The 20,739-nt window shown below is 58.0% G+C and carries 16 protein-coding genes; 12 read left to right on the forward strand and 4 right to left on the reverse strand.

The window, feature by feature from the left end:
- Window positions 1–24: 24 nt before the first annotated feature.
- A complete protein-coding gene (locus ACA063_RS04270) occupies window positions 25–501 on the reverse strand; it encodes a PAS domain-containing protein (protein ID WP_497664884.1) in 477 nt (158 codons plus the stop codon).
- A 101-nt stretch (window positions 502–602) separates the two neighbouring features.
- Between ACA063_RS04270 and ACA063_RS04275 the strand changes: the two genes are divergently transcribed.
- The 4 genes from ACA063_RS04275 to ACA063_RS04290 all read left to right on the forward strand — a co-directional run bounded on the left by ACA063_RS04275 (window position 603) and on the right by ACA063_RS04290 (window position 4,517).
- A complete protein-coding gene (locus ACA063_RS04275; protein ID WP_497664885.1) occupies window positions 603–1,058 on the forward strand; it encodes a flavodoxin in 456 nt (151 codons plus the stop codon).
- Window positions 1,059–1,160: 102 nt separating this feature from the next.
- Complete coding sequence (locus tag ACA063_RS04280; protein ID WP_497664886.1) at window positions 1,161–1,943, forward strand: class II aldolase/adducin family protein; 783 nt, start codon at window positions 1,161–1,163, stop codon at window positions 1,941–1,943.
- Complete coding sequence (locus ACA063_RS04285; protein ID WP_497664887.1) at window positions 1,943–2,845, forward strand: alpha/beta fold hydrolase; 903 nt, start codon at window positions 1,943–1,945, stop codon at window positions 2,843–2,845. The genes ACA063_RS04280 and ACA063_RS04285 overlap by 1 nt, the downstream gene beginning before the upstream one ends.
- Before the next feature lie 760 nt (window positions 2,846–3,605).
- Entirely contained in the window at window positions 3,606–4,517 is a 912-nt protein-coding gene (locus ACA063_RS04290) for an SDR family oxidoreductase (protein WP_497664888.1), read from the forward strand.
- Between the two features lie 47 nt (window positions 4,518–4,564).
- Here ACA063_RS04290 and ACA063_RS04295 read toward each other — a convergent pair whose 3' ends face one another.
- Entirely contained in the window at window positions 4,565–4,840 is a 276-nt protein-coding gene (locus ACA063_RS04295) for a hypothetical protein (RefSeq protein WP_497664889.1), read from the reverse strand.
- Between the two features lie 961 nt (window positions 4,841–5,801).
- Here ACA063_RS04295 and ACA063_RS04300 point away from each other — a divergent pair.
- The 4 genes from ACA063_RS04300 (at window position 5,802) to ACA063_RS04315 (ending at window position 14,322) form a co-directional block, all read left to right on the forward strand.
- Window positions 5,802–7,595 carry a DUF1302 domain-containing protein gene (locus ACA063_RS04300; protein ID WP_497664890.1) on the forward strand — a complete coding sequence of 598 codons (1,794 nt, stop codon included), beginning with the start codon at window positions 5,802–5,804 and terminating at the stop codon, window positions 7,593–7,595.
- 22 nt (window positions 7,596–7,617) lie between these two features.
- Window positions 7,618–8,985, forward strand: coding sequence for a DUF1329 domain-containing protein (locus tag ACA063_RS04305; RefSeq protein WP_497664891.1), 1,368 nt, complete (start codon window positions 7,618–7,620; stop codon window positions 8,983–8,985).
- Between the two features lie 141 nt (window positions 8,986–9,126).
- Window positions 9,127–11,679 (forward strand): LuxR C-terminal-related transcriptional regulator, encoded by a 2,553-nt coding sequence (locus ACA063_RS04310; RefSeq protein WP_497664892.1) that lies wholly within the window; start codon window positions 9,127–9,129, stop codon window positions 11,677–11,679.
- A 195-nt stretch (window positions 11,680–11,874) separates the two neighbouring features.
- A complete protein-coding gene (locus tag ACA063_RS04315) occupies window positions 11,875–14,322 on the forward strand; it encodes a dermonecrotic toxin domain-containing protein (protein WP_497664893.1) in 2,448 nt (815 codons plus the stop codon).
- A 12-nt stretch (window positions 14,323–14,334) separates the two neighbouring features.
- On the opposite strand, the gene ACA063_RS04320 is transcribed toward ACA063_RS04315, so the two are convergent.
- A complete protein-coding gene (locus tag ACA063_RS04320) occupies window positions 14,335–15,126 on the reverse strand; it encodes an IclR family transcriptional regulator (protein ID WP_497664894.1) in 792 nt (263 codons plus the stop codon).
- A 167-nt stretch (window positions 15,127–15,293) separates the two neighbouring features.
- Here ACA063_RS04320 and hmgA point away from each other — a divergent pair, with 167 nt between their 5' ends.
- The 3 genes from hmgA to maiA are packed head-to-tail and all read left to right on the forward strand — an operon-like array spanning window position 15,294 to window position 18,554.
- On the forward strand, window positions 15,294–16,598 hold the full coding sequence (hmgA, locus tag ACA063_RS04325; RefSeq protein ID WP_497664895.1) for a homogentisate 1,2-dioxygenase: 1,305 nt from the start codon (window positions 15,294–15,296) through the stop codon (window positions 16,596–16,598).
- Between the two features lie 3 nt (window positions 16,599–16,601).
- Entirely contained in the window at window positions 16,602–17,906 is a 1,305-nt protein-coding gene (gene fahA / locus ACA063_RS04330) for a fumarylacetoacetase (protein ID WP_497664896.1), read from the forward strand.
- A gap of 12 nt (window positions 17,907–17,918) precedes the next feature.
- The gene (gene maiA, locus ACA063_RS04335) at window positions 17,919–18,554 is read left to right on the forward strand and encodes a maleylacetoacetate isomerase (RefSeq protein WP_497664897.1); all 636 of its coding nucleotides are present in this window, start codon (window positions 17,919–17,921) and stop codon (window positions 18,552–18,554) included.
- A 23-nt stretch (window positions 18,555–18,577) separates the two neighbouring features.
- Here the strand turns inward: maiA and ACA063_RS04340 are convergent, their stop codons facing one another.
- Window positions 18,578–19,381, reverse strand: a complete 804-nt coding sequence (locus ACA063_RS04340) for a SirB1 family protein (protein WP_497664898.1) — start codon at window positions 19,379–19,381, stop codon at window positions 18,578–18,580.
- A 174-nt stretch (window positions 19,382–19,555) separates the two neighbouring features.
- Here ACA063_RS04340 and ACA063_RS04345 point away from each other — a divergent pair, with 174 nt between their 5' ends.
- Complete coding sequence (locus tag ACA063_RS04345; RefSeq protein ID WP_497664899.1) at window positions 19,556–20,575, forward strand: Glu/Leu/Phe/Val dehydrogenase family protein; 1,020 nt, start codon at window positions 19,556–19,558, stop codon at window positions 20,573–20,575.
- Window positions 20,576–20,739 lie beyond the last annotated feature (164 nt).

Genomic DNA, 20,739 nt, shown 5'->3' on the forward strand with positions numbered 1-20,739 from the left:
ACTGGTGATTGTAGTTAATGACAATTATTTCGCGATTTTGTTTTGTCCATTCGTCGCATTTATTGCGGCCAGCTGCGCCTGGACCTCGGAGAGCTGCGCTTCCAGCTGCGCTACACGCTGCTGCGCCTTGACCTGGACGCTCACATCTTTCTGCACACCCACAAAATAGGTCATCCCGTCGCTTGGATTTTTCACTGTAGAAAGCGACAGTTCATTCCAGAACGGTGTGCCGTCCTTGCGATAGTTGCGCAGGATTTCCCGGCAAGAGCCGCCGCTTTTCAATGTCTGGCGAATGATTTCAATTGCCTGCTGATCACGGTCTCCAGACTGCAGAAAGCGGCAATCCTGATAAAGGATTTCTTCGCTGGTGTATCCGGTCAGCCGTTCGAAGGCCGGGTTTACGTAGATCAGGATGTTGTCCTGCTCACCTTCCTTCTCGGCGATGACGATACCGTCGTTGGAGGCGTTGATGACCAGTTGAAGCAGTTGGGCATTGATCATTGAAGAATCCCTTCCTTTTTGAATGACTCGCAGCATTCTAAAAGAACATTGCCAAGGCTGCTGTTAACATCCCGTTTTTTATTCAGTTCAGGATCAGATTGATGAAAGTCGCCATCCTTTCCGGCTCGGTGTACGGCACCGCTGAAGAAGTCGCCCGCCACGCTGCGGGTATTTTGAAAGCCGCGGGCCATGACGCCTGGCACAACCCTCGCGCCAGCCTGGCCGATGTCCAGGCCTTTGGCCCCGACGCTTTCCTGGCTGTGACGTCGACCACCGGCATGGGCGAGCTGCCCGATAATCTTCACCCCTTGTACTTCGCCATTCGCGACCAGTTGCCAGCCGCCTGGCGTGGTTTGCCGGGGGCGGTGATCGGCCTGGGTGACGCGAGTTACGGCGATACGTTCTGCGGTGGTGGCGAGATGATGCGCGAACTGTTCGGCGAATTGGGCATTCGCGAAGTGCTGCCGATGCTGCGTCTGGATGCCAGCGAAAGTGTGACCCCCGAAGCCGACGCCGAGCCTTGGCTGGGGAAACTGGTCGACGCTTTGCGTAACTGACTCGTACGGCCATCAAGCTGGCTGCCAATGCAACTACGCGAACCTCAGGGGCTGACTAGACTGCTGACACGTGCAAAACAATAAGAACAGGAGTTCCTTGTCGTGAGCGTAGCCCCCGTCCAGTCCCCCCCTAACGTCAAAGACCAGGTCAGCGCTGCCGAGTGGCAGACTCGCGTCGATCTGGCCGCTTGCTACCGGTTGGTCGCCCAGCATGGCTGGGATGATCTGATCTTCACGCACATTTCGGCCAAGGTGCCCGGCACTGAAGACTTCCTGATCAACCCTTACGGGCTGATGTTTCACGAGATCACTGCCTCGAGTCTGGTCAAGGTCGATCAGGCCGGGAACAAGCTGATGGACAGCCCTTACGAGATAAATCCGGCGGGGTACACCATCCACAGCGCCGTGCATGAAGTGCGTCACGATGTTGTCTGCGTATTGCACACCCATACGGCGGCTGGCGTTGCCGTGTCGGCGCAAAAGCAAGGCATTTTGCCGATCAGCCAACAGTCGTTGTTCGTCCTGTCCAGCCTGGCTTATCACGCCTACGAAGGTGTTGCGCTCAACCATGAGGAGAAAGCGCGGCTGCAGGCCGACCTGGGTGAAAACAACTTCATGATGCTGCACAACCACGGGCTGATGACCTGCGGCAGCAGTATCGCGGACACCTTCCTGATGATGTTCATCTTTCAGCGCGCCTGCGACATCCAGGTGCTGGCGCAAAATGGTGGTGCCGAACTGATCGCCATCCAGCCGCAGATTCTGGCGGGGGCCAAGGCAATGATTGCGGGCGTCACCAAAAGTGCTCAAGGGATGGGCGGCGCACTGGCCTGGCCAGCGTTGCTGCGCAAACTCGATCAACAAGACCCGGGTTATAAACTCTAATGCCACTCGCCGAGATTCCCCTGTGTGTCTGGCGCAAACGCGGCCAGACGTTTGTTTTCCGTGGCCAATCCATCCGTTACTGGACGGCGGGGCAGGGTGAGCCGTTGTTGCTCATCCATGGCTTTCCGACTGCCAGCTGGGATTGGCATTTCCTTTGGCAGCCGTTGGCGCAGCGTTATCGGGTGATTGCGTGCGACATGCTCGGTTTCGGCGATTCGGCAAAGCCGGCGAACCACGAATACAGCCTGTTGGAGCAGGCCGATTTGCAGCAGGCACTGCTGGCGCACTTGAGCGTAGAGCAACCGGTGCACGTGCTGGCTCACGATTATGGCGACAGCGTTGCTCAGGAACTGTTGGCACGGCACCACGAAACGGGCATTGACCTGGCCAGCTGCGTGTTCCTCAACGGCGGTCTGTTTCCCGAAACCCATCGGCCGATACTCATGCAAAAACTATTGCTCAGTCCTTTGGGCTGGATGATCGGTCGTGCCTTTTCACGCGACGCCCTGGTGAAGAGTTTTCGGCAGGTTTTCGGTCCACAGAGTCGACCCAGCGAAAGTGAGATGGATGATTTCTGGAGCCTGATCGACACGAATCGCGGGCCCCGGATCATGCACAAATTGATCAGCTACATTCCTGAGCGACGTGCGCAGCGAGATCGCTGGGTCGCCGCGATGCAGCGCAATGAGGTGCCGGTGCGGGTCATCGACGGTGAAGCCGACCCGATTTCCGGCGGGCACATGGTCGAGCGCTATCGAGAACTCATTCCAGACCCCGATACGGTGCTGTTGCCCGGTATCGGCCATTACCCGCAAATCGAGGCGCCCGCACAGGTACTCAAGCATTACCTGGAATTTCGCGACAACCTGGTTTCACCGACGCGCAAAGTGGCGTGCTCCTGAAAAGATTGCAGCCTCGATTCACTCTGTAGTTTTCCTGATGGGCCCGGATCAAACTGTAGGAGCGAGCCTGCTCGCGATGGCGGCCTGATCGGCGGTGAGATTCTTGCTGGGGTACATATCCATTCCTGCGGTCACGGCGGCTATTGGTTTCGCCCTTACGGCGAGTCACTTGGAAAAACGGAACGCCGCCCGGCCCCAAGTAACCAAGGGCTCTTGCCCCTTTCGTCCGGTGCCTCGCTCCGGTCCTGCTCCGTGGGCCCGCCGCGATCGGCCATCCATGGCCGTGCGCGGCTAACCCGGCATCCATGCCGGGTTGCCCACTGCGCAGAACCTGCGCTCGGCCTTCCCATGGGGTAAGAAGATCAAGAGCAGATCAAAAGCCAAAGCGAGGCGGCCCGACAGCCGACCTGACTTTGCGGGCGTGCCCCGCTCAACGTTATCCCTGCATGAGGGGCGCCACGTCTTCGACGCCACGCTGTCGCGCAAGAAACTGGGTGCTCGCCGCATTGGATGTCTAAAGATGAGTAAAAAGCTCATTTTTAAAATCAATGGTTTAACGTTTGTTCTATAAGAGCTGTCGAGTGAAACGGGGCTGCGATTCTTTCAAATCCCCCCGATCCCATTTCCAATCCACAATCCCAACCGCATCATCCCCCTGCCTTATCGCGCACCATTCAGCCCCACCCGTGTTCATTGTGACCAGCAACGCCGTGCCTGACACTCGGACTCATCGTCCTTAGGCCTGCTGGAGTTAAACCCCATGAGTGAATCTGTTCGCTTCGAAGATAAAGTCGTGATCATCACGGGTGCCGGCGGCGGCCTCGGTCGAGCTCATGCGCTGCTGTTTGCCAAACAGGGCGCCAGGGTGCTGGTCAACGATCTCGGTGGCTCGGCTCAAGGCGAAGGCGCCAACGCTTCAGCGGCAGACCGGGTAGTTGCGGAGATTCGCGAGGCGGGCGGCACTGCCGATGCCAACCACGACTCAGTGACCGATGGCGACAAAATCGTGCAACACGCTTTGGATGCCTTCGGCCGTGTCGACGTCGTGGTCAACAACGCCGGGATTCTGCGAGACAAGACCTTCCATAAAATGGAAGACGCCGATTGGGACCTGGTCTACCGCGTCCACGTCGAAGGCGCCTACAAAGTTACTCGCGCCGCCTGGCCGCATATGCGCGAGCAGAACTATGGCCGGGTAATCTTCACAGCGTCGACCTCAGGCATCTACGGCAACTTCGGCCAGTCCAACTACGGCATGGCCAAGCTTGGCCTCTATGGACTGACCCGCACACTCGCCATCGAAGGCCGCAAGAACAACATCCTGGTCAACGCCATCGCCCCGACTGGCGGCACACGTATGACCGAAGGCCTCATCCCGCCTCAAGTGTTCGAACAACTCAAACCGGAACTGGTCAGCCCGCTGGTAGTGTACCTCGCGAGCGAAAACTGCCAGGAAACCTCCGGGCTGTTCGAGGTCGGTGGCGGCTGGATGGGCAAAGTGCGCTGGGAACGCAGCCTGGGCGCGGGGTTTGATCCGCGGATTGGGTTCTCGCCCGAGGATGTGGCGGCGCATTGGCAGCAGATTTGCGATTTCGAGGGGGCGGCGCATCCGAAGGACAATATTGAAGCGCTGAAAGAGATGATGGGGAATTTGCAGAAGTATTCGATGTGATGAGAGCGGCAGGGGCAGAATTAAAGTTCTGTCCCTGCCGATATTGGTTATTCGGTTTCAGCATCAGATACTTCATCGGCGATTTGTTGGCGAAGTAATTCAGCTTTTGCATCTAAGTATGCTCTTTCTGTGGCGACCTGCTGCGTGGCGACGTTCGCCGCTTTTTTTGCCTGCTCTTCAGCTATTTCCAGTTGCTCATCTAAGGCTGCAAACCTCGCTAAAAGACGATTGTGGATTTCGCATTCCTCGTCTTTAGGCCTCGTCTCGGCGAGCGCATAGGCATAAAAAAAAGCGGATTCTGATTGCTCTGATGGATTTCGCATTTTTGTACCCGTCAATGCGCACTTGGTGGATGGATGACTCCAGGTCAATGCAAGCGTTGGTTTGCGCCTGACAAGGGTAATGCGTCAGCGAAAAGGTTGGGTCTGAGAAGGGTGTAGGTTTTTACTTGAAGATTTGACAGCGCTTTCCATTAATGTGGATTTGTATCGAGTTGTCTGCAACTCAGATAGATAAATCCTACGTTGTTGAAGAATATGGATGTAGGACGGCACTTCTCTCCAGAGAGTCATTTGATACTGCGCTACAAAACCAGCGCCCATAAAAAAGGCCGCTGCAAACGCAGCGGCCAAAGTAAGACGTTGGATCAAGGAGCTACAAATCAACGTCTGTGTACACGGGGCGATGAACCGGAAAACCCGATTCATCTGAAATCGGTTAGATAACGATGTGGACTGAACACGCATCGTTGCTGGCGTCCAGGCTGTTTCCCTGAGAGCCCGGCAATAATAAAGCCTTGTCTGCAAAGGAAAAATAGCGAATCCGGACATGCAGTGTTGCAGCCTGAGCAACAGTCCCCGGTCACCCACTATCCTGTAGCCGCTGCGAAGACTGCGTTCGGCCACCTGTAGGAGCTGTCGAGTGAAACGAGGCTGCGATCTTTTGATCTTGCTTTCAAAGGCCAAGTTCAAAAGATCGCAGCCTCGTTTCACTCGACAGCTCCTACAGGTTGGCCCGGTACCCTGGTGCCGCTCTCTCAACGCGGCAAATACGAGCCGAAATCAGGCCCATCGCAGCTACCGAAGGCTGCTACGGGGAGCGTTTATTTACTCCATGCGGTTTGCTGATAACGCACAATCCAGCCCATTCATACCCCGCGCAAAACCTGATACCACAACGCCATTCATCCTTTAGAGCTACACCGCGAATACCTCCTTCGTGCGCTTATCGCTCCCGGTCTGCGGCAGTAGGGTGTGGCCTTCTGTCACTCACCGGGGAAGACGCATGACAAAAACAACAATGCGCGCCATCTTCACGCCGCAGGCGCTGGCCGCTGCGGTGGCCATGGGCTGCTGTGCCCAGGCGCAGGCTGTTTCGTTCAACATCGGGGAAATCGAAGGGACGTTCGATTCTTCGCTGTCGGTGGGCGCGAGCTGGGGCATGCGTGATGCCGACAAGTCGCTGGTGGGCACTGTGAACGGCGGGACGGGCCAGGCTTCGACCGGGGATGACGGGCGGTTGAACTTCAAGAAAGGCGAAACCTTCTCGAAGATCTTCAAAGGTCTACACGACCTCGAACTCAAGTATGGCGACACCGGCATGTTCGTTCGAGGCAAATACTGGTACGACTTCGAGCTGAAGGACGAGGACCGTCCCTTCAAGCCGATCAGCGATCACAATCGCAAAGAGGGCTCCAAGTCTTCGGGCGCTCAGATTCTAGATGCCTTCGTCTATCACAACTACTCGCTTGCCGATCTGCCGGGCACGGTACGGGCCGGTAAGCAGGTGGTGAGTTGGGGCGAAAGCACCTTCATCGGCAACTCGATCAACAGCATCAACCCGGTCGACGTCTCCGCGTTCCGGCGGCCAGGCGCCGAGATCAAGGAAGGCCTGATTCCGGTCAACATGCTGTTCGCCTCCCAAGGGCTGACGGACAAGTTGACCGTAGAAGGGTTCTATCAGCTGGAGTGGGATCAGACCGTTCTCGACAACTGCGGCACCTTCTTCGGCGGTGACGTGGCCGCGGACGGCTGTACAAAGGGCTATACGGTCGCGAGCCCGGCCATCGCGCCTCTGCAGCCGATCGCCGCAGCCTTTGGCCAGGGCTTCGAAGTCACCAGGGAAGGCGTGGTGGTGCCCCGTGGCGGTGATCGCGATGCCCGCGATTCCGGGCAGTGGGGTACGGCGCTGCGCTGGCTGGGCGATGACACCGAGTACGGCCTGTACTTCATGAATTACCACAGTCGCTCCCCGAACGTGGGTACCACGACCGCTGGCTTGGGCACGCTCGCCAGCCTTCCGGGGATCGTCGCCACCGCTAACCGTCTGGCGCCCGGCACCGGCGCGGCCCTGGCCCAGAGCGTGATGCTCGGTCGCGGCCAGTATTACCTCGAATACCCCGAGGACATCCGTTTGTACGGCGCGAGTTTCTCCACCACCTTGCCGACCGGTACGGCGTGGACCGGCGAAATCAGCTATCGCCCCAATGCGCCAGTGCAAATCAACAGCACCGACCTGACCCTGGCCATGCTCAACCCGATTGCGGGTGGCGCGGCTTCACCGATTGCATCCGCACCAGGAGCCGACAACAAGGGCTACCGCCGCAAGGAAGTGACGCAGATCCAGAGCACCCTGACGCACTTCATCGATCAGGTGGCGGGTGCAGACCGTCTGACCCTGGTGGGTGAGGCGGCCGTTGTTCGGGTCGGTGGACTGGAGTCACGCACGCAGCTGCGTTATGGCCGCGATTCGGTGTATGGCCAGTATGGTTTCGGCGGGGACACCGATGGTTTCGTGACCTCGACATCCTGGGGTTATCGCGCTCGCGCCATCCTCGATTACAACAACGTCATCGCCGGCATCAACTTCAAACCCAATCTGTCGTGGTCCCACGACGTCTCCGGTTATGGCCCCAACGGGCTGTTCAACGAAGGCGCGAAGGCCGTCAGCGTCGGCGTCGATGCGGACTACCGCAACACCTATACCGCGAGCCTCAGTTACACCGATTTCTTCGGTGGTGACTACAACACCCTGGAAGACCGCGACTTCCTGGCGTTGAGCTTTGGCGTGAACTTCTGATCTGGCTGACAAGGATAATTTTATGCGCACGATGATTCTGCAATGCGGCGTCCTGGCCCTGAGCCTGCTGGCTGCCAACGTAATGGCTGCGGTGTCGCCGGAAGAAGCGAACAAACTCGGCACCAGCCTGACACCACTGGGAGGCGAAAAAGCCGGGAATGCTGACGGCTCCATCCCTGCGTGGACGGGAGGCCTGCCAAAAAATGCCGGTGCTGTGGACAGCAAAGGTTTCCTGGCTGACCCTTTCGCCAACGAAAAGCCGCTGTTCACAATTACTGCGGCGACGGTCGACAAGTACAAGGACAAGCTGTCCGACGGCCAGATCGCGATGTTCAAGCGTTATCCCGAGACCTACAAAATCCCGGTCTACCCAACCCACCGCACCGTTGCGGTGCCAGCGGAAATCAACGCGTCGGCCAAACGCAGCGCCCTCAACGTGACGCCGATCAACGACGGTAACGGACTGGCCAACTTCACCGGCAACCGCTACTACGCTTTTCCGATACCCAAGAACGGCGTCGAGGTCATCTGGAACCACGTCACCCGTTACCACGGCGGTAACCTGCGTCGTACCATCACCCAGGCAACGCCGCAGTCCAATGGTGACTTCACGGTTATCCGATTCAAGGACGAGGTTGCCGTGCCTTCGTTGCTGGGGGACCTGAAGCCGGGCAGCGATGAAAACGTGCTCAGCTATTTCAAACAGGAAGTCACCGCGCCCGCGCGACTGGCGGGCAACGTGTTGCTGGTTCACGAAACCCTCGATCAGGTGAAGGAACCGCGCAAGGCCTGGATTTACAACGCCGGACAGCGGCGCGTGCGACGAGCGCCGCAAGTGGCCTACGACGGTGTGGGCACGTCGTCCGACGGTCTGCGGACCACCGATAACTTCGACATGTTTTCCGGTGCCCCGGATCGTTATGACTGGAAGCTGATCGGCAAGAAAGAAATGTACATCCCGTACAACAGCTACAAACTCGATTCGCCTGACCTCAAGTACACCGATGTGATCAAGGCCGGCCATATCAATCAGGACCTGACCCGCTACGAATTGCACCGGGTCTGGGAAGTCGTCGCCACGGTCAAGCCCAACGAGCGGCATGTGTACGCCAAACGGCACATGTACATCGATGAGGACAGCTGGCAAGTGGCGCTGGCCGACCATTACGACGGACGTGGCCAGCTGTGGCGGGTCGCGGAAGGTCATGCGCAGTTCTACTACGATCACCAGGTTCCGGCGTACACGGTCGAGGCTTTGTATGACCTGATCGCCGGTCGCTACATCGCACTGGGAATGAAGAACGAAGAGAAGCGCAGCTTTGAATTCAACATCGATGCAAAAGCAGGGGACTACACACCGGCGGCCCTGCGGAGTACAGGTGTAAGGTAAAAGTCCTACAGGCTCTTACACAAAAAGGTGACCTCGCGGTCACCTTTTTTATGGCGGTTGATCAGTGCGCTGAATACTTCTTCAACAAGGCCTCGTGAGAAGACTAGGGTGGCGCCACAACGATAAAAAAGGCGCACCACAATGACAGCCATGACGCCATGTCTGGACCGTCCTGGACACTTGCCCCAATTAGCATCCCATCACCTGTCTCGCACGCGGTTGATCGAGCCTTTGCTGGCGTCGACGGCCCGGGTGAAATTGTGCTGTGCGCCGGCCGGTAGCGGCAAGAGTGCCTTGTTGGTCGAGTGCCTCTTAAGGGCGCCCGAAGGAACTCAAGTCTGTTGGCTGGCGTTGGCGGGAGAGGCGTTGAGTGCAGCCGATTTTCGCCAGCGGCTGGCAGAAGTACTGGGGCTTGCCTCGTCGGATAAATCAGGTTTTCTATCGTCCCTGACTCGGTTGCAGACGCCCGTCTGGGTGTTTCTTGATGACTATTGCCGCACTCGCTGTGCGGAACTTGACGAGTGTCTCGATCAAATACTGGCCATCAGCAGCCCTAGGGTCACCTGGTGGATCAGTGGTCGTCGCCGTCCGCAAATCAACTGGCCCCGGTTGTTGCTCAATGATGAACTGTACGATTGCGAGCCCGCCACGCTCGCATTCAGTCAGTCTGAAATCGAACTTTTGCTGCATTCCCTGGAGCCGGAGAAAGCCGTAAAAGCCGCCAGCAGGGTCTTTCAGCTGAGCGGTGGTTGGTGTGCCGGTGTCAGGATTGCCCTACTGCAAAAATGCGATTGGACTCGCAATGTCGCGCTGGGACGAGCGGACACGCTGCATGATTACCTGGAGCACGAACTGTTCGGCGGTCTGGCACCCGAACTGAAGGAAACCTGGACGGTGCTGGCGCACCTGCCGCGATTCAACAGCCGATTGTGCGAGCATCTGTTTGGCGCGGGCGAAGGTATTCAGCTTTTACAGACCCTGCAGGAGTTGGGTTGTTTTATCGAGCCCTGGCAAGACTCGACAGATTGGCTGCAGATATTCGCCCCCATGACGCGATTGATGCGCGAAGAGCCATGGCCCGAAGGGCGTTCCTGGCATCGACGCGCCTGTCAGTGGTTCGCCGGCGAACTTGATTGGAAAGCCGCGTTTGAGCAGGCATTGCTGGCTGAAGAATTCGAGGTCGCGGTCAGCCTGCTGCAGCATTTCAATTTCGCGCATGTGTTCGAGGCTCAGACGGTGACGCTTCTGTTGCAACTCCACGAGCAACAGGGCGAGACATTAATGTTCGGCTCGCCTCAACTCATCGGTTTGATCACCGCTGCCCTGTTGTTTGCCGGACGATTCGAACAGGCAGGTGAATGCATCACGCAGTTGTCGCGTTTCACGCCTCAGCCATCGGAGTTTCTGCAACGGCAACTGATTGCGCGCTGGCAGGCACAGCAAGGTTGGTTACTGCATTTACAGGGACGCATGGATGCTTCCCGGACGCACTTTCTGGAGGCGCTGGAGGAGTTGGATCCCGCGCTCTGGGCCGCCCGGCTCATGTGCTTGTCCGGGTTAACCCAACAGGCCCTGCTGAGGGGTGAACTCGATGTTGCGCAGGCGCTTAACCGAGAGGCGTTGTGCCTCGCTCGAGCGCAAGGTTCATTGGTGTATGAGGCGTTGCTGGAGCTTGATCACGCACAGTTGCTTGAGCAGCGGGGCGCGTTGGGCAGGGCTGAACACCTGCTCGCCAATGTGCACGATCTGCTCGCCGCACAAAAACCGCTTGCCGAGCCCTTGCTGGGACGAATTGCCCTGCATCGAGGGCGATTGAGCCTGTGTCAGGGCCAGGAAATACACGCTGCCATGTATTTCGAGGCGGGCCTGCAGATTTGCCTGCGAAGTCAGGACAAGCGAGCGTTGTATGGCTTTCTCGGTCTGGCGAAACTGGCGGCCAATCGACAGGATTACGCCCAGGCATTTGTCCATTTGCGCGACGCCGAACGCCTGATGCAACAACGGAGGATTCCAGACACGGTCTACCGCGGGGTCCTGCTGCAGCTGAGTTGCCATTTCTGGCTGCAGCAAGGACGGGCGGAGTTGGCTCACGAAGCATTGACCCGAGTACTGCGCCATTATCACGGACCCCATGCACGCCAGGCCCCGCCGGCGACGCTGGAATTGATTCCGGGTCTTGAGTATCTGCTGGTACTGGCTGAGGTCTATCTGGGCGTGGCGCAATCACCGCTGGCGCGGCTTGAGACGTTGTCGCAGTGGGCTGGACAACGGGGGATGATCGGGCTGCAAGCGCAACTGCTCCTGGCACTGGCTGAGGTCGCATGGCTGACGGGTAACGCGCAAGTCGCCCGGCAATCGATGCAGGACGGATTAGCGATCGTCGAGCGTTGTAACCTTCAACAAGCTTTGCGCGATTTGAAACTGCGCCAGCCACGGCTGCCTGAGGCCATCGGGATTCCCGAGTCGGGCAACGTTCACAATGCGATAGTCTCGCCCCAGAACTGCCTGAGTCATCGTGAAATAGAGGTGCTCACCTTAGTCGCTCAAGGCAACTCAAACCAACAAATTGCCGACTTGCTTTTCATTTCACTTCACACGGTGAAAACCCATGCTCGACGAATCAATGGGAAGTTAGGCGTTGAGCGTAGAACCCAAGCGGTGGCCAGAGCGAAAGTTTTAGGAATTGTTATTTGAAGTTTAAGCAGGCACTTTGCTTGCTCGCGAACGCATACATGTTTTGAGTTGAGCTTTGCACGATCTTCCGTTTATAAGTCATGCGCCGTTAAGTTAACCGTCGGTCCATTCCAAGTATCGGATCACTGTTTGCAGCGGCATTAACTTTTAACTGGAGTAACGGTTTTCGTTGCGACGTATGCAAAAGGAAAATGCATGGACATTAATGGATTAAAAAAGACCCGCGGCGAAGAGCAGGAAGCGATTGTCAACCTGTCGAGGCCAACCCTCACCACCCGGTTTCATGAGCTGCCGAATTGGCTACAGCGTGCCGGGGAAGATGATCGCCAGTATTACTTTGAAGCTGAACAGACGCTGGCGGCAGGGGAGGAAGCGCTGGATCAACTGCTTGGGGAAACCAAATCCCTTAAGGCGTTCTCACGGTTCTATGCGCAAGAGGTCGTCAGGCTCACGACCGGTGAAGTCGTCGACCCGGATGAAATCTTCGTCAAGGTCGCCCATACCTTCTTCGTTGGGCAGCAGAAGGTCGTGCAGTCCAATCGACTGACGCTCCCCGAATTCATGCTCAACGATGTGAATGACGCCCCCAGCGTTCCGCTGGAAATCAGTCTGGAGGGGGAAATGCTTCCGTCCAGCATGAGCGTCGACGATGTTCTCGACGCGATGGGCGATGCAAGCATGCGCGCGCTGTACGCTGAAAAGTTCGAGAAAAAATACACCGACGAGGCGGTACTTCAGGCCTGGCAGCACATGCTGGAAAGCCGCATTCACTTGAGTGTCTTCAGTGCGAAATTACAGGGGCATATCAGTGATGAGGGTCTGAGGACTGTGACAAATGCCGGGCAGGTTGGCAGCGAATATCTCTTGGGAGACCTGACGCTTGGACCTCTGGAAACCGCGGTCCGGGGCATGATTGTCTATTGCGGCCCCAAAGGTGAAGAAGGCTATTGCGCTCTTTACGCGCCAGAAGCGCCGGGTGGCAGGGTCTGGTTTGAGTTTGCGAGTTTCAGGCAGCTGAACGCCCATCTGTTTAGCTGGATGACCCAACCCGAAGGGCGCCGCTACCTGAGTGGACAGTCTCAAGCCACTGAGCGTGACAGCACAGACGCCTATATGAGACGTGTACTGGAGCTGCCAAGTCGTTGGCTGGGCATCAAGCACAACACCTGGTCGAACAGCGGAAAAGGTGTATTGCGCGAGGCCGTTATGTTGAGTGTCGGTTGGCTTCGAGGAGAGCTGAACGCTGTTGTCCCTGCAGGATATCGTTCGGCAACCGTCGGCCAGCGGCGATACTTCACCCGGCTGAATACCGAACTGAAAGGTTTGACCCACCTTGCCAGCGACGCTGCAGCGCTGATCAGTTACGAGCAATTTGCCTATGATCTGATCAAAAAACGCGCTGAAGAGGTGCTGACACAAAATGGTGAGGCGGTAACGGTGGACCCTGACCTGATCATGGTAGCGCTGGCGCCTTCGCAAGAGATGACCTTGTCTCAGCTCATTATCACTGAACATCACATCACCGAAGAAAATGGTCCCCACCATAACCCAGGCAACTTCCCGGCTATCCGGTTGTTGGACGGACATCCGCCTGTTTCCGGGTTGCTGCTTAAATACCTGCCGGGTTGGTCGAGGACATTGCGACCGGGTGAGCAGTACATTGCAATGTTACGGTCCAGCTACCTGGACAAAGATGCCCCAGGTTATACATTGAAACGCGATGTGCACGTGAATGTGCAATTGCATGAAATGCATCGTGCGGCGTTGGAGGAACTGTTCAGTGGTGCTCTTGATCGCAGTCAATACAAGCAGATTGAGTTGCTCATTAATCAATTACGCGAACCGGAGCCTGCCGTAACCCATGAAGACCCCGAGGTTACCTGGCGCCAAAGTGTTTATAACTTTCATTTGAAAGGTTGCCGGATCGAAGGTGTTTATGTGTTTCGCTTCATGGGGACTGAAACCCGGCAGGACTTCCTCTACACCCCTTCATCGCCCGATGGTAGATCGTTCAGGCCAATAGACGAGTTTTGCGATTCGGTGAAGATCGGCGGCCTCGGCCGTTATTACAGTGACCGGGCCAAATACACCCGTCAGAAAGTCGTCAATGAGTACGTCGATAAAATTCAGCGGGGGAGCACATTAGTTATACCGTCGTTGCAAATCGATAGTCGAGTCAGCGATTTCTCTCGTTGTTACGCGGATAAAATCAATCAGATCATCGACGGCGTTGACGCAAAAACCACCAGCCTTATGGAGATTGTCGGAAAAATCGTATACGACACGGCCGTGGCGGCCGTCGCCATCGTCAGCATTCCTTTCGCGCCTATCGGTCTTGGACTGAGCGCCGTAGTGATGACAAAAGCGGTCATCGACGGGGTAGAGGCTTATCAGGAAAGCAATTATGAACAGTTGTTTTCAAACTACCTTGATTGCATGTTGGAACTGACCACCATGCGTATCGGCCACTTGGGCTTCTCCCTGTTGCAGAAGGCGATTGCCAGACAGCTGGGGAATGTTAATACCTGCATGGGTGCCATTTCGGCCTGCACCGGAAAAACGGTGGATCTTGCCGTCGCCACTGAACTGATGAAGCAGGCGCTCGCCGAGCCCGATTCAAATGACAAGACCCTTCTGGCGTGACTCTACAATGATTTAACCACCGCTGGCGGGTGGCTCATAACCCATCCGCCAGCTCACGGCCTGTGTTGCCTTCAATAGGCGCTGTGCGGCGGGACCGTTTTCATCGGCATGAAACAACGATGCCGGGCCGACGATGGTCAACACAGCCACCACCTGCCCAACCGCATTAAGTACCGGTGCCGACAAGGCGTCGACACCCGGCATCAGCAAGCCATGTACATGATGCAGACCACGCTCGCGGATCTGTTCGCACAACGTCGCGTAAACCTGATCGTCTGCCAGCGCATGGGCATTTGTGTTCTTCAGTTCCTGTTCACGCAAATCCAGGGTTTCGCGTTTGGGCAGGTATGCGCCAAACACCAGCCCTGTGGAGGAGCTGAGCAGCGGTAACACCGAACCCAGTTGTGTAACCACTGTCACGGCGCGTACCGCCGGTTCGATATGCACCACCGTTGCGCCCTGATTGCCCCACACCGCCAGAAAACAGGTTTCGTTCAGCTCGTCGCGCAATTCGGCCAGGGGCAGGGCGGCGACTTTCAGCACGTCCATACTGTTGAGTGCCGCCAAGCCCACCCGCAAGGCTTCGCGGCCCAGACCGTAATGATTGGTGGCGTTGTTCTGCTCGGCAAACCCGCTGGCGATCAGTGCCTGCAAATAGCGGTGAACCTTGCTCGCCGGCATCTGCACATGTTCGGCCAGGCGCGACAATGACGTCGAGGGTGACAACTCGGCCAGCGCTTTGAGGATGTCGGTTCCGACCTCTGCCGAGCGGACTTTCTGTTTGCCGTTGCTTTCGCTAGTCATGGGGAGACGGTGTGATCCAGGGACGAATGGGCGTCTTTATAGCTTGACGGTCAATACCAATCAAATTACGTTATGCGTAATCGAATTACGATAAAAATAACCCGGACGTGCCGATACCTCTTCGATAGAGCGACAGGCCACGGCCTACTCCCTGTTCAGGAGGCTCCATGAACCTCGATTCAACGGCGCCCGCGCTGGCTTATCAGTCCGGCTTCGGCAATGAGTTCAGCAGCGAGGCATTGCCAGGCGCGTTGCCCGTCGGGCAGAACTCCCCGCAAAAAGCCCCCTACGGTCTCTATACCGAATTATTCTCCGGCACGGCATTCACCATGGCCCGCGCCGAAGCGCGCCGGACCTGGATGTACCGCATTCAGCCGTCGGCGAACCATCCGGCGTTCGTCAAGCTGGAGCGGCAACTGGCAGGTGGCCCATTGGGTGAAGTGACCCCTAACCGTCTGCGTTGGAACCCGCTGGACATCCCGGCTGAGCCGACTGATTTCATCGACGGCCTGGTAAGCATGGCCGCCAATTCGAGCGCGGAAAAACCGTCCGGCATCAGCATTTACAGTTATCGGGCCAACCGCTCCATGGAACGGGTGTTTTTCAATGCCGACGGCGAGATGCTGCTGGTACCGGAACAGGGGCGACTGCGCATTGCTACTGAACTTGGCGTGCTGGAGCTCGAGCCGCTGGAAATTGCCGTGTTGCCCCGTGGCCTGAAATTCCGTGTCGAACTGCTCGACCCGCAAGCTCGTGGCTACCTCGCCGAGAACCATGGCGCGCCGCTGCGTCTGCCGGACCTCGGCCCGATCGGCAGCAACGGCCTGGCCAACGCACGGGATTTCCTGACCCCGGTCGCGCATTACGAAAATATCAAGCAACCGACCACGCTGGTGCAGAAATTCCTCGGTGAGTTGTGGGGCTGTGAGCTCGATCATTCGCCGCTGAACGTGGTGGCCTGGCATGGCAACAATGTCCCGTACAAATATGACCTGCGCCGTTTCAACACCATCGGCACTGTCAGCTTCGATCATCCGGACCCATCGATTTTCACCGTCCTGACCTCGCCCACCAGTGTCCACGGTCTGGCCAATCTCGACTTCGTGATTTTCCCGCCGCGCTGGATGGTGGCCGAGAAGACGTTCCGTCCACCTTGGTTCCACCGCAATCTGATGAATGAATTCATGGGCCTGATCAAAGGCGAATACGACGCCAAGGCGGAAGGTTTCGTCCCCGGCGGTGCGTCCCTGCACAGCTGCATGAGTGCCCATGGGCCCGATGGCGAAACCTGCACCAAGGCGATCAACGCTGAGTTGGCCCCGGCGAAAATCGACAACACCATGGCCTTCATGTTCGAAACCAGCCAGGTGCTGCGCCCGAGCCGTTTCGCGCTGGACTGCCCGCAACTGCAACCCCATTACGACGCTTGCTGGGCCTCGCTGCCCGCCACTTTCGACCCGACCCGGAGATAACCCATGACTCAGACTTCCATCACTCGTAGCTGGGTTGCCTCCGCCAACGGTCATGTCGATTTCCCGCTGCAAAACCTGCCATTGGGCGTCTTCAGCGTGAACGGCGGCGCACCTCGCAGTGGTGTCGCCATCGGCGACCATATCTTCGACCTGGAAGCGGCGCTCGATGCCGGGCTGTTTGAAGGCACCGCGAAAGCGGCGGTTGAAGCCACCCGTGGCGGTCAACTGAATGCATTTTTCGAGCTGGGCCGCGAAGCACGCGTTGCCTTGCGTGAACGTCTGCTGGAGCTGCTGAAAGAGGGCAGCACCCTGCATGGCAAGATCGAAGCTCAAGGCGCAAAGCTGCTGCCAGCGGCGGCGAACTGCACGATGCATTTGCCGGCGAAAATCAACGATTACACCGACTTCTATGTCGGTATCGAGCACGCCCAAAACGTCGGTAAATTATTCCGCCCGGACAACCCGTTGCTGCCGAATTACAAGTACGTGCCGATCGGTTACCACGGCCGTGCTTCGACCATTCGCCCGTCAGGCACCGATGTCCGTCGCCCGAAAGGCCAGACGCTGCCGGCCGGTCAGACCGAGCCGACATTCGGCCCGTGCGCACGCCTGGATTACGAATTGGAACTGGGTATCTGGATCGGCCAGGGCAATGAGATGGGCGACTCGATCGCCATCGGTGACGCCGCCGATCACATTGCCGGTTTCTGTCTGCTCAACGACTGGTCCGCGCGGGATATCCAGGCCTGGGAGTACCAGCCGCTGGGCCCGTTCCTGTCGAAGAGTTTCATCACCAGCATCTCGCCTTGGGTAGTGACGGCCGAAGCACTCGAACCGTTCCGTCGTGCGCAACCTGCGCGTCCTGAAGGCGACCCACAGCCACTGCCGTATCTGTCAGACGCGCGCGATCAAGCGGCTGGCGGCTTCGACATCGAACTGGAAGTACTGCTGCTCACCGAAACGATGCACGAGCAGAACCTGCCCGCCCACCGTCTGACCCTGAGCAACACTCAACACATGTACTGGACCGTGGCGCAGATGGTCGCGCACCACAGCGTCAACGGCTGCCAGTTGCAGGCGGGTGATCTGTTCGGTTCGGGCACCCTGTCCGGCCCGGAGAACGGTCAGTTCGGCAGCCTGTTGGAAATCACCGAAGGCGGCAAAAAACCAATCGAACTGGCTTCAGGCGAGGTGCGTAAATTCCTCGAAGACGGTGACGAAATCATCTTGCGCGCGCGTTGCCGCCGTGACGGTTTCGCTTCCATCGGTTTCGGCGAGTGCCGCGGCAAAGTGCTGCCGGCGCGCTAAGAGGGGCGGGTCATGGAACTCTATACCTACTACCGTTCAACGTCGTCTTACCGCGTACGGATCGCGCTGGCCCTCAAGGGCCTGGACTTTCAGGCGCTGCCGATCAACCTGATCGCACCGCAAGGAGGCGAGCATCGCCAGCCGCCGTACCTGGGCATCAATCCCCAGGGCCGGGTGCCGGCCTTGCGCACGGACGAAGGTGAGTTGCTGATCCAGTCTCCCGCCATCATCGAGTACCTGGAGGAGCGTTATCCCCAGGTGCCGTTGCTGTCCAGGGATCTCGTCGCTCGTGCCCGTGAGCGCGGCGTCGCGGCAGTGATCGGCTGCGATGTGCATCCACTGCACAACGTCAGCGTGCTCAACAAGCTTCGGCAGTCGGGCCACAACGAACCGCAGGTGGTTGAGTGGATCGGACACTGGATCAGCCAGGGCCTGTCGACGGTGGAGCAGTTGATCGGCCTGGAAGGTTACTGCTTCAACGCCGAGCCGGGGCTGGCGGACTGTTATCTGATTCCTCAGCTGTATGCGGCCGAGCGGTTCAACATTTCACTTGAAGCGTATCCACGCATTCGCCGGGTGGCGGCACTGGCGGCGACTCACCCTGCTTTCATCAAGGCCCATCCCGCGAATCAGCCGGATACGCCATAAATGGAGATCCAAGGATTGATAAATCAGTGGACGATGGAATTCGGAGGCAGATGTCCGAGCCTCTCAGTCAGGCGAATCCGTTGAATCGGATCGTCGCTGAGCATCAGTGCGTGCTCCAGATCGAAGCGCTCGGCGTTGGGGCAGTCCAGGCGTTGATAGAGACTGGCCCTGGCCAGGTAATCGGCGGCGCTGGCATTTCCCAGTTCCAGCACTCGTTCGGCATCGATCAGGGCACCAATGTAGTCATCGTGGGACAGGTGCAGCTGACGCAGGTTGCGTGACAGGCGTTGCAGCATCTGGACGGGCGCGGCGGTGACGAGGTGGTCGGCGCTGAGTTTCATGTTCGGACCGTACTGGCGCTGCAAAAGCTCGCGGCAATCGTTGGGGTACAGACGGCGACCGCCGCAGGGGTCGAGGAGATGATCGGCGCCCGGTACGCGCAGCAGGAAATGCCCCGGGAAATTCACCCCGACCATGGGGATCTCCAGGCATCTGGCCAGCTCCAGTGCAATCAAACCAAGGGCCAGCGGTTGCCCGCGCCGGCGTTCCAGCACTTTGTCGACCAATGCTGCTTGCGGGCGCAGGGGCGAGAAATCGTCTTGTGCAAATCCCAGGTCATTCATACGGCGCAACAACGGCTGGGCCAACTCGCTCACCGGTAACATCGGCAGGCCATAACTGATCCGCTGTTGCAGGTCTTTGAAGTCTTCCAGCACCAAGCCGGGGTTTACTGCTTTGTCATGCTCAGCGGCCATCCACAGCGCCGCTTCGAACAGCGCGGGCGGTGATCGTTGCAGGCATTCGAAAAAGCGTTGGCGAGGCGTCATCAAAATCTCCGGGGGAATGCCTCGTTTTAGCCCCGTCTCCTTCATTCGTCCAGTACCTCGCCAGGTTATGTCCGAAAGCCTGAATGGCGGCGCCGCTTATTCCGGCGCGCTCCAGCAAATTTCGGGCGCGAGCCTATACTGGCGACTACAAGTCGTGATTCGGGAGCCCCTACGATGTTCGCTCTCATGCAAAGCAATCGCCTTGAATCGCTGCATCTGAGCGTTGACCCGATGACCGGGTTGAAGGCGGTAATTGCTATTCATAACAGTCGCCTCGGGCCAGCGTTGGGCGGCTGTCGTTACCTCACCTATCCTGACGACGAATCCGCTGTCGAGGATGCGGTGCGCCTCGCCCAGGGTATGAGCTACAAAGCCGCGCTGGCGGGGCTTGCTCAGGGTGGTGGTGTCGCGGTCATTGTCCGCCCCGTGCACGTGGAAAGTCGCGCGGCGCTGTTTGAAGCATTCGGCCGCTGCATCAACCAGCTCGACGGCCGATACATCACGGCCATCGACAGCGGCACCTCGGTCGCGGACATGGACTGCATCGCTCAACAAACCCAGCACGTCACCAGCACCACCTCGGCAGGCGACCCGGCGCCGCACGCCGCCATGGGCGTGTTCACCGGTATTCGCAGCACCGCGATGGCCCGGCTGGGCAGCGACAATCTTGAGGGCCTGCGAGTGGCGATCCAGGGCCTGGGCAACGTTGGCTATGCCCTGGCAGAACAACTGCATGCCGCTGGCGCCGAGTTGCTGGTCAGCGACATCGACCACGGCAAAGTGCAATTGGCGATGGAGCAACTCGGTGCTCATCCGATTGCGAACGATGCGTTGCTCAGCACACCTTGCGACATCCTCGCGCCGTGTGGTCTGGGTGGCGTCCTCAATAGCCACAGCGTTGCGCAATTGCGTTGCTCGGCGGTGGCAGGTTCGGCGAACAATCAGCTGACGCATCTGGACGTGGCGGATCAACTGGAGCGGCGCGGCATTTTGTATGCGCCGGATTATGTGATCAATGCCGGTGGGCTTATCTATGTGTCACTCAAACATCGTGGCGAAGAGCTGACCACCATCACGGCGCACTTGTCGAAAATCAGTTCACGACTGACCGAGGTATTCGCTCACGCCCAGGCGGAAAAAAGGTCGCCGGCGCGGGTGGCGAACGAGTTGGCGGAGAGGGTGTTGTATCGATAGAAAGATCAAAATGAAAAAGGCCCTGAGTCATCTCTGACTCAGGGCCTATTCAATTCTGGCGCTGCTTACTTCGGCGTCTTGGCCGCTTTGGCAGGCTTGGTCGGCGTAACGGCTTCAGCCGATTCGGCGACTTCGGCAATTTCAACCGGTGCAACGACTTCAAC

The organism is Pseudomonas sp. LBUM1643, assembly GCF_059716215.1.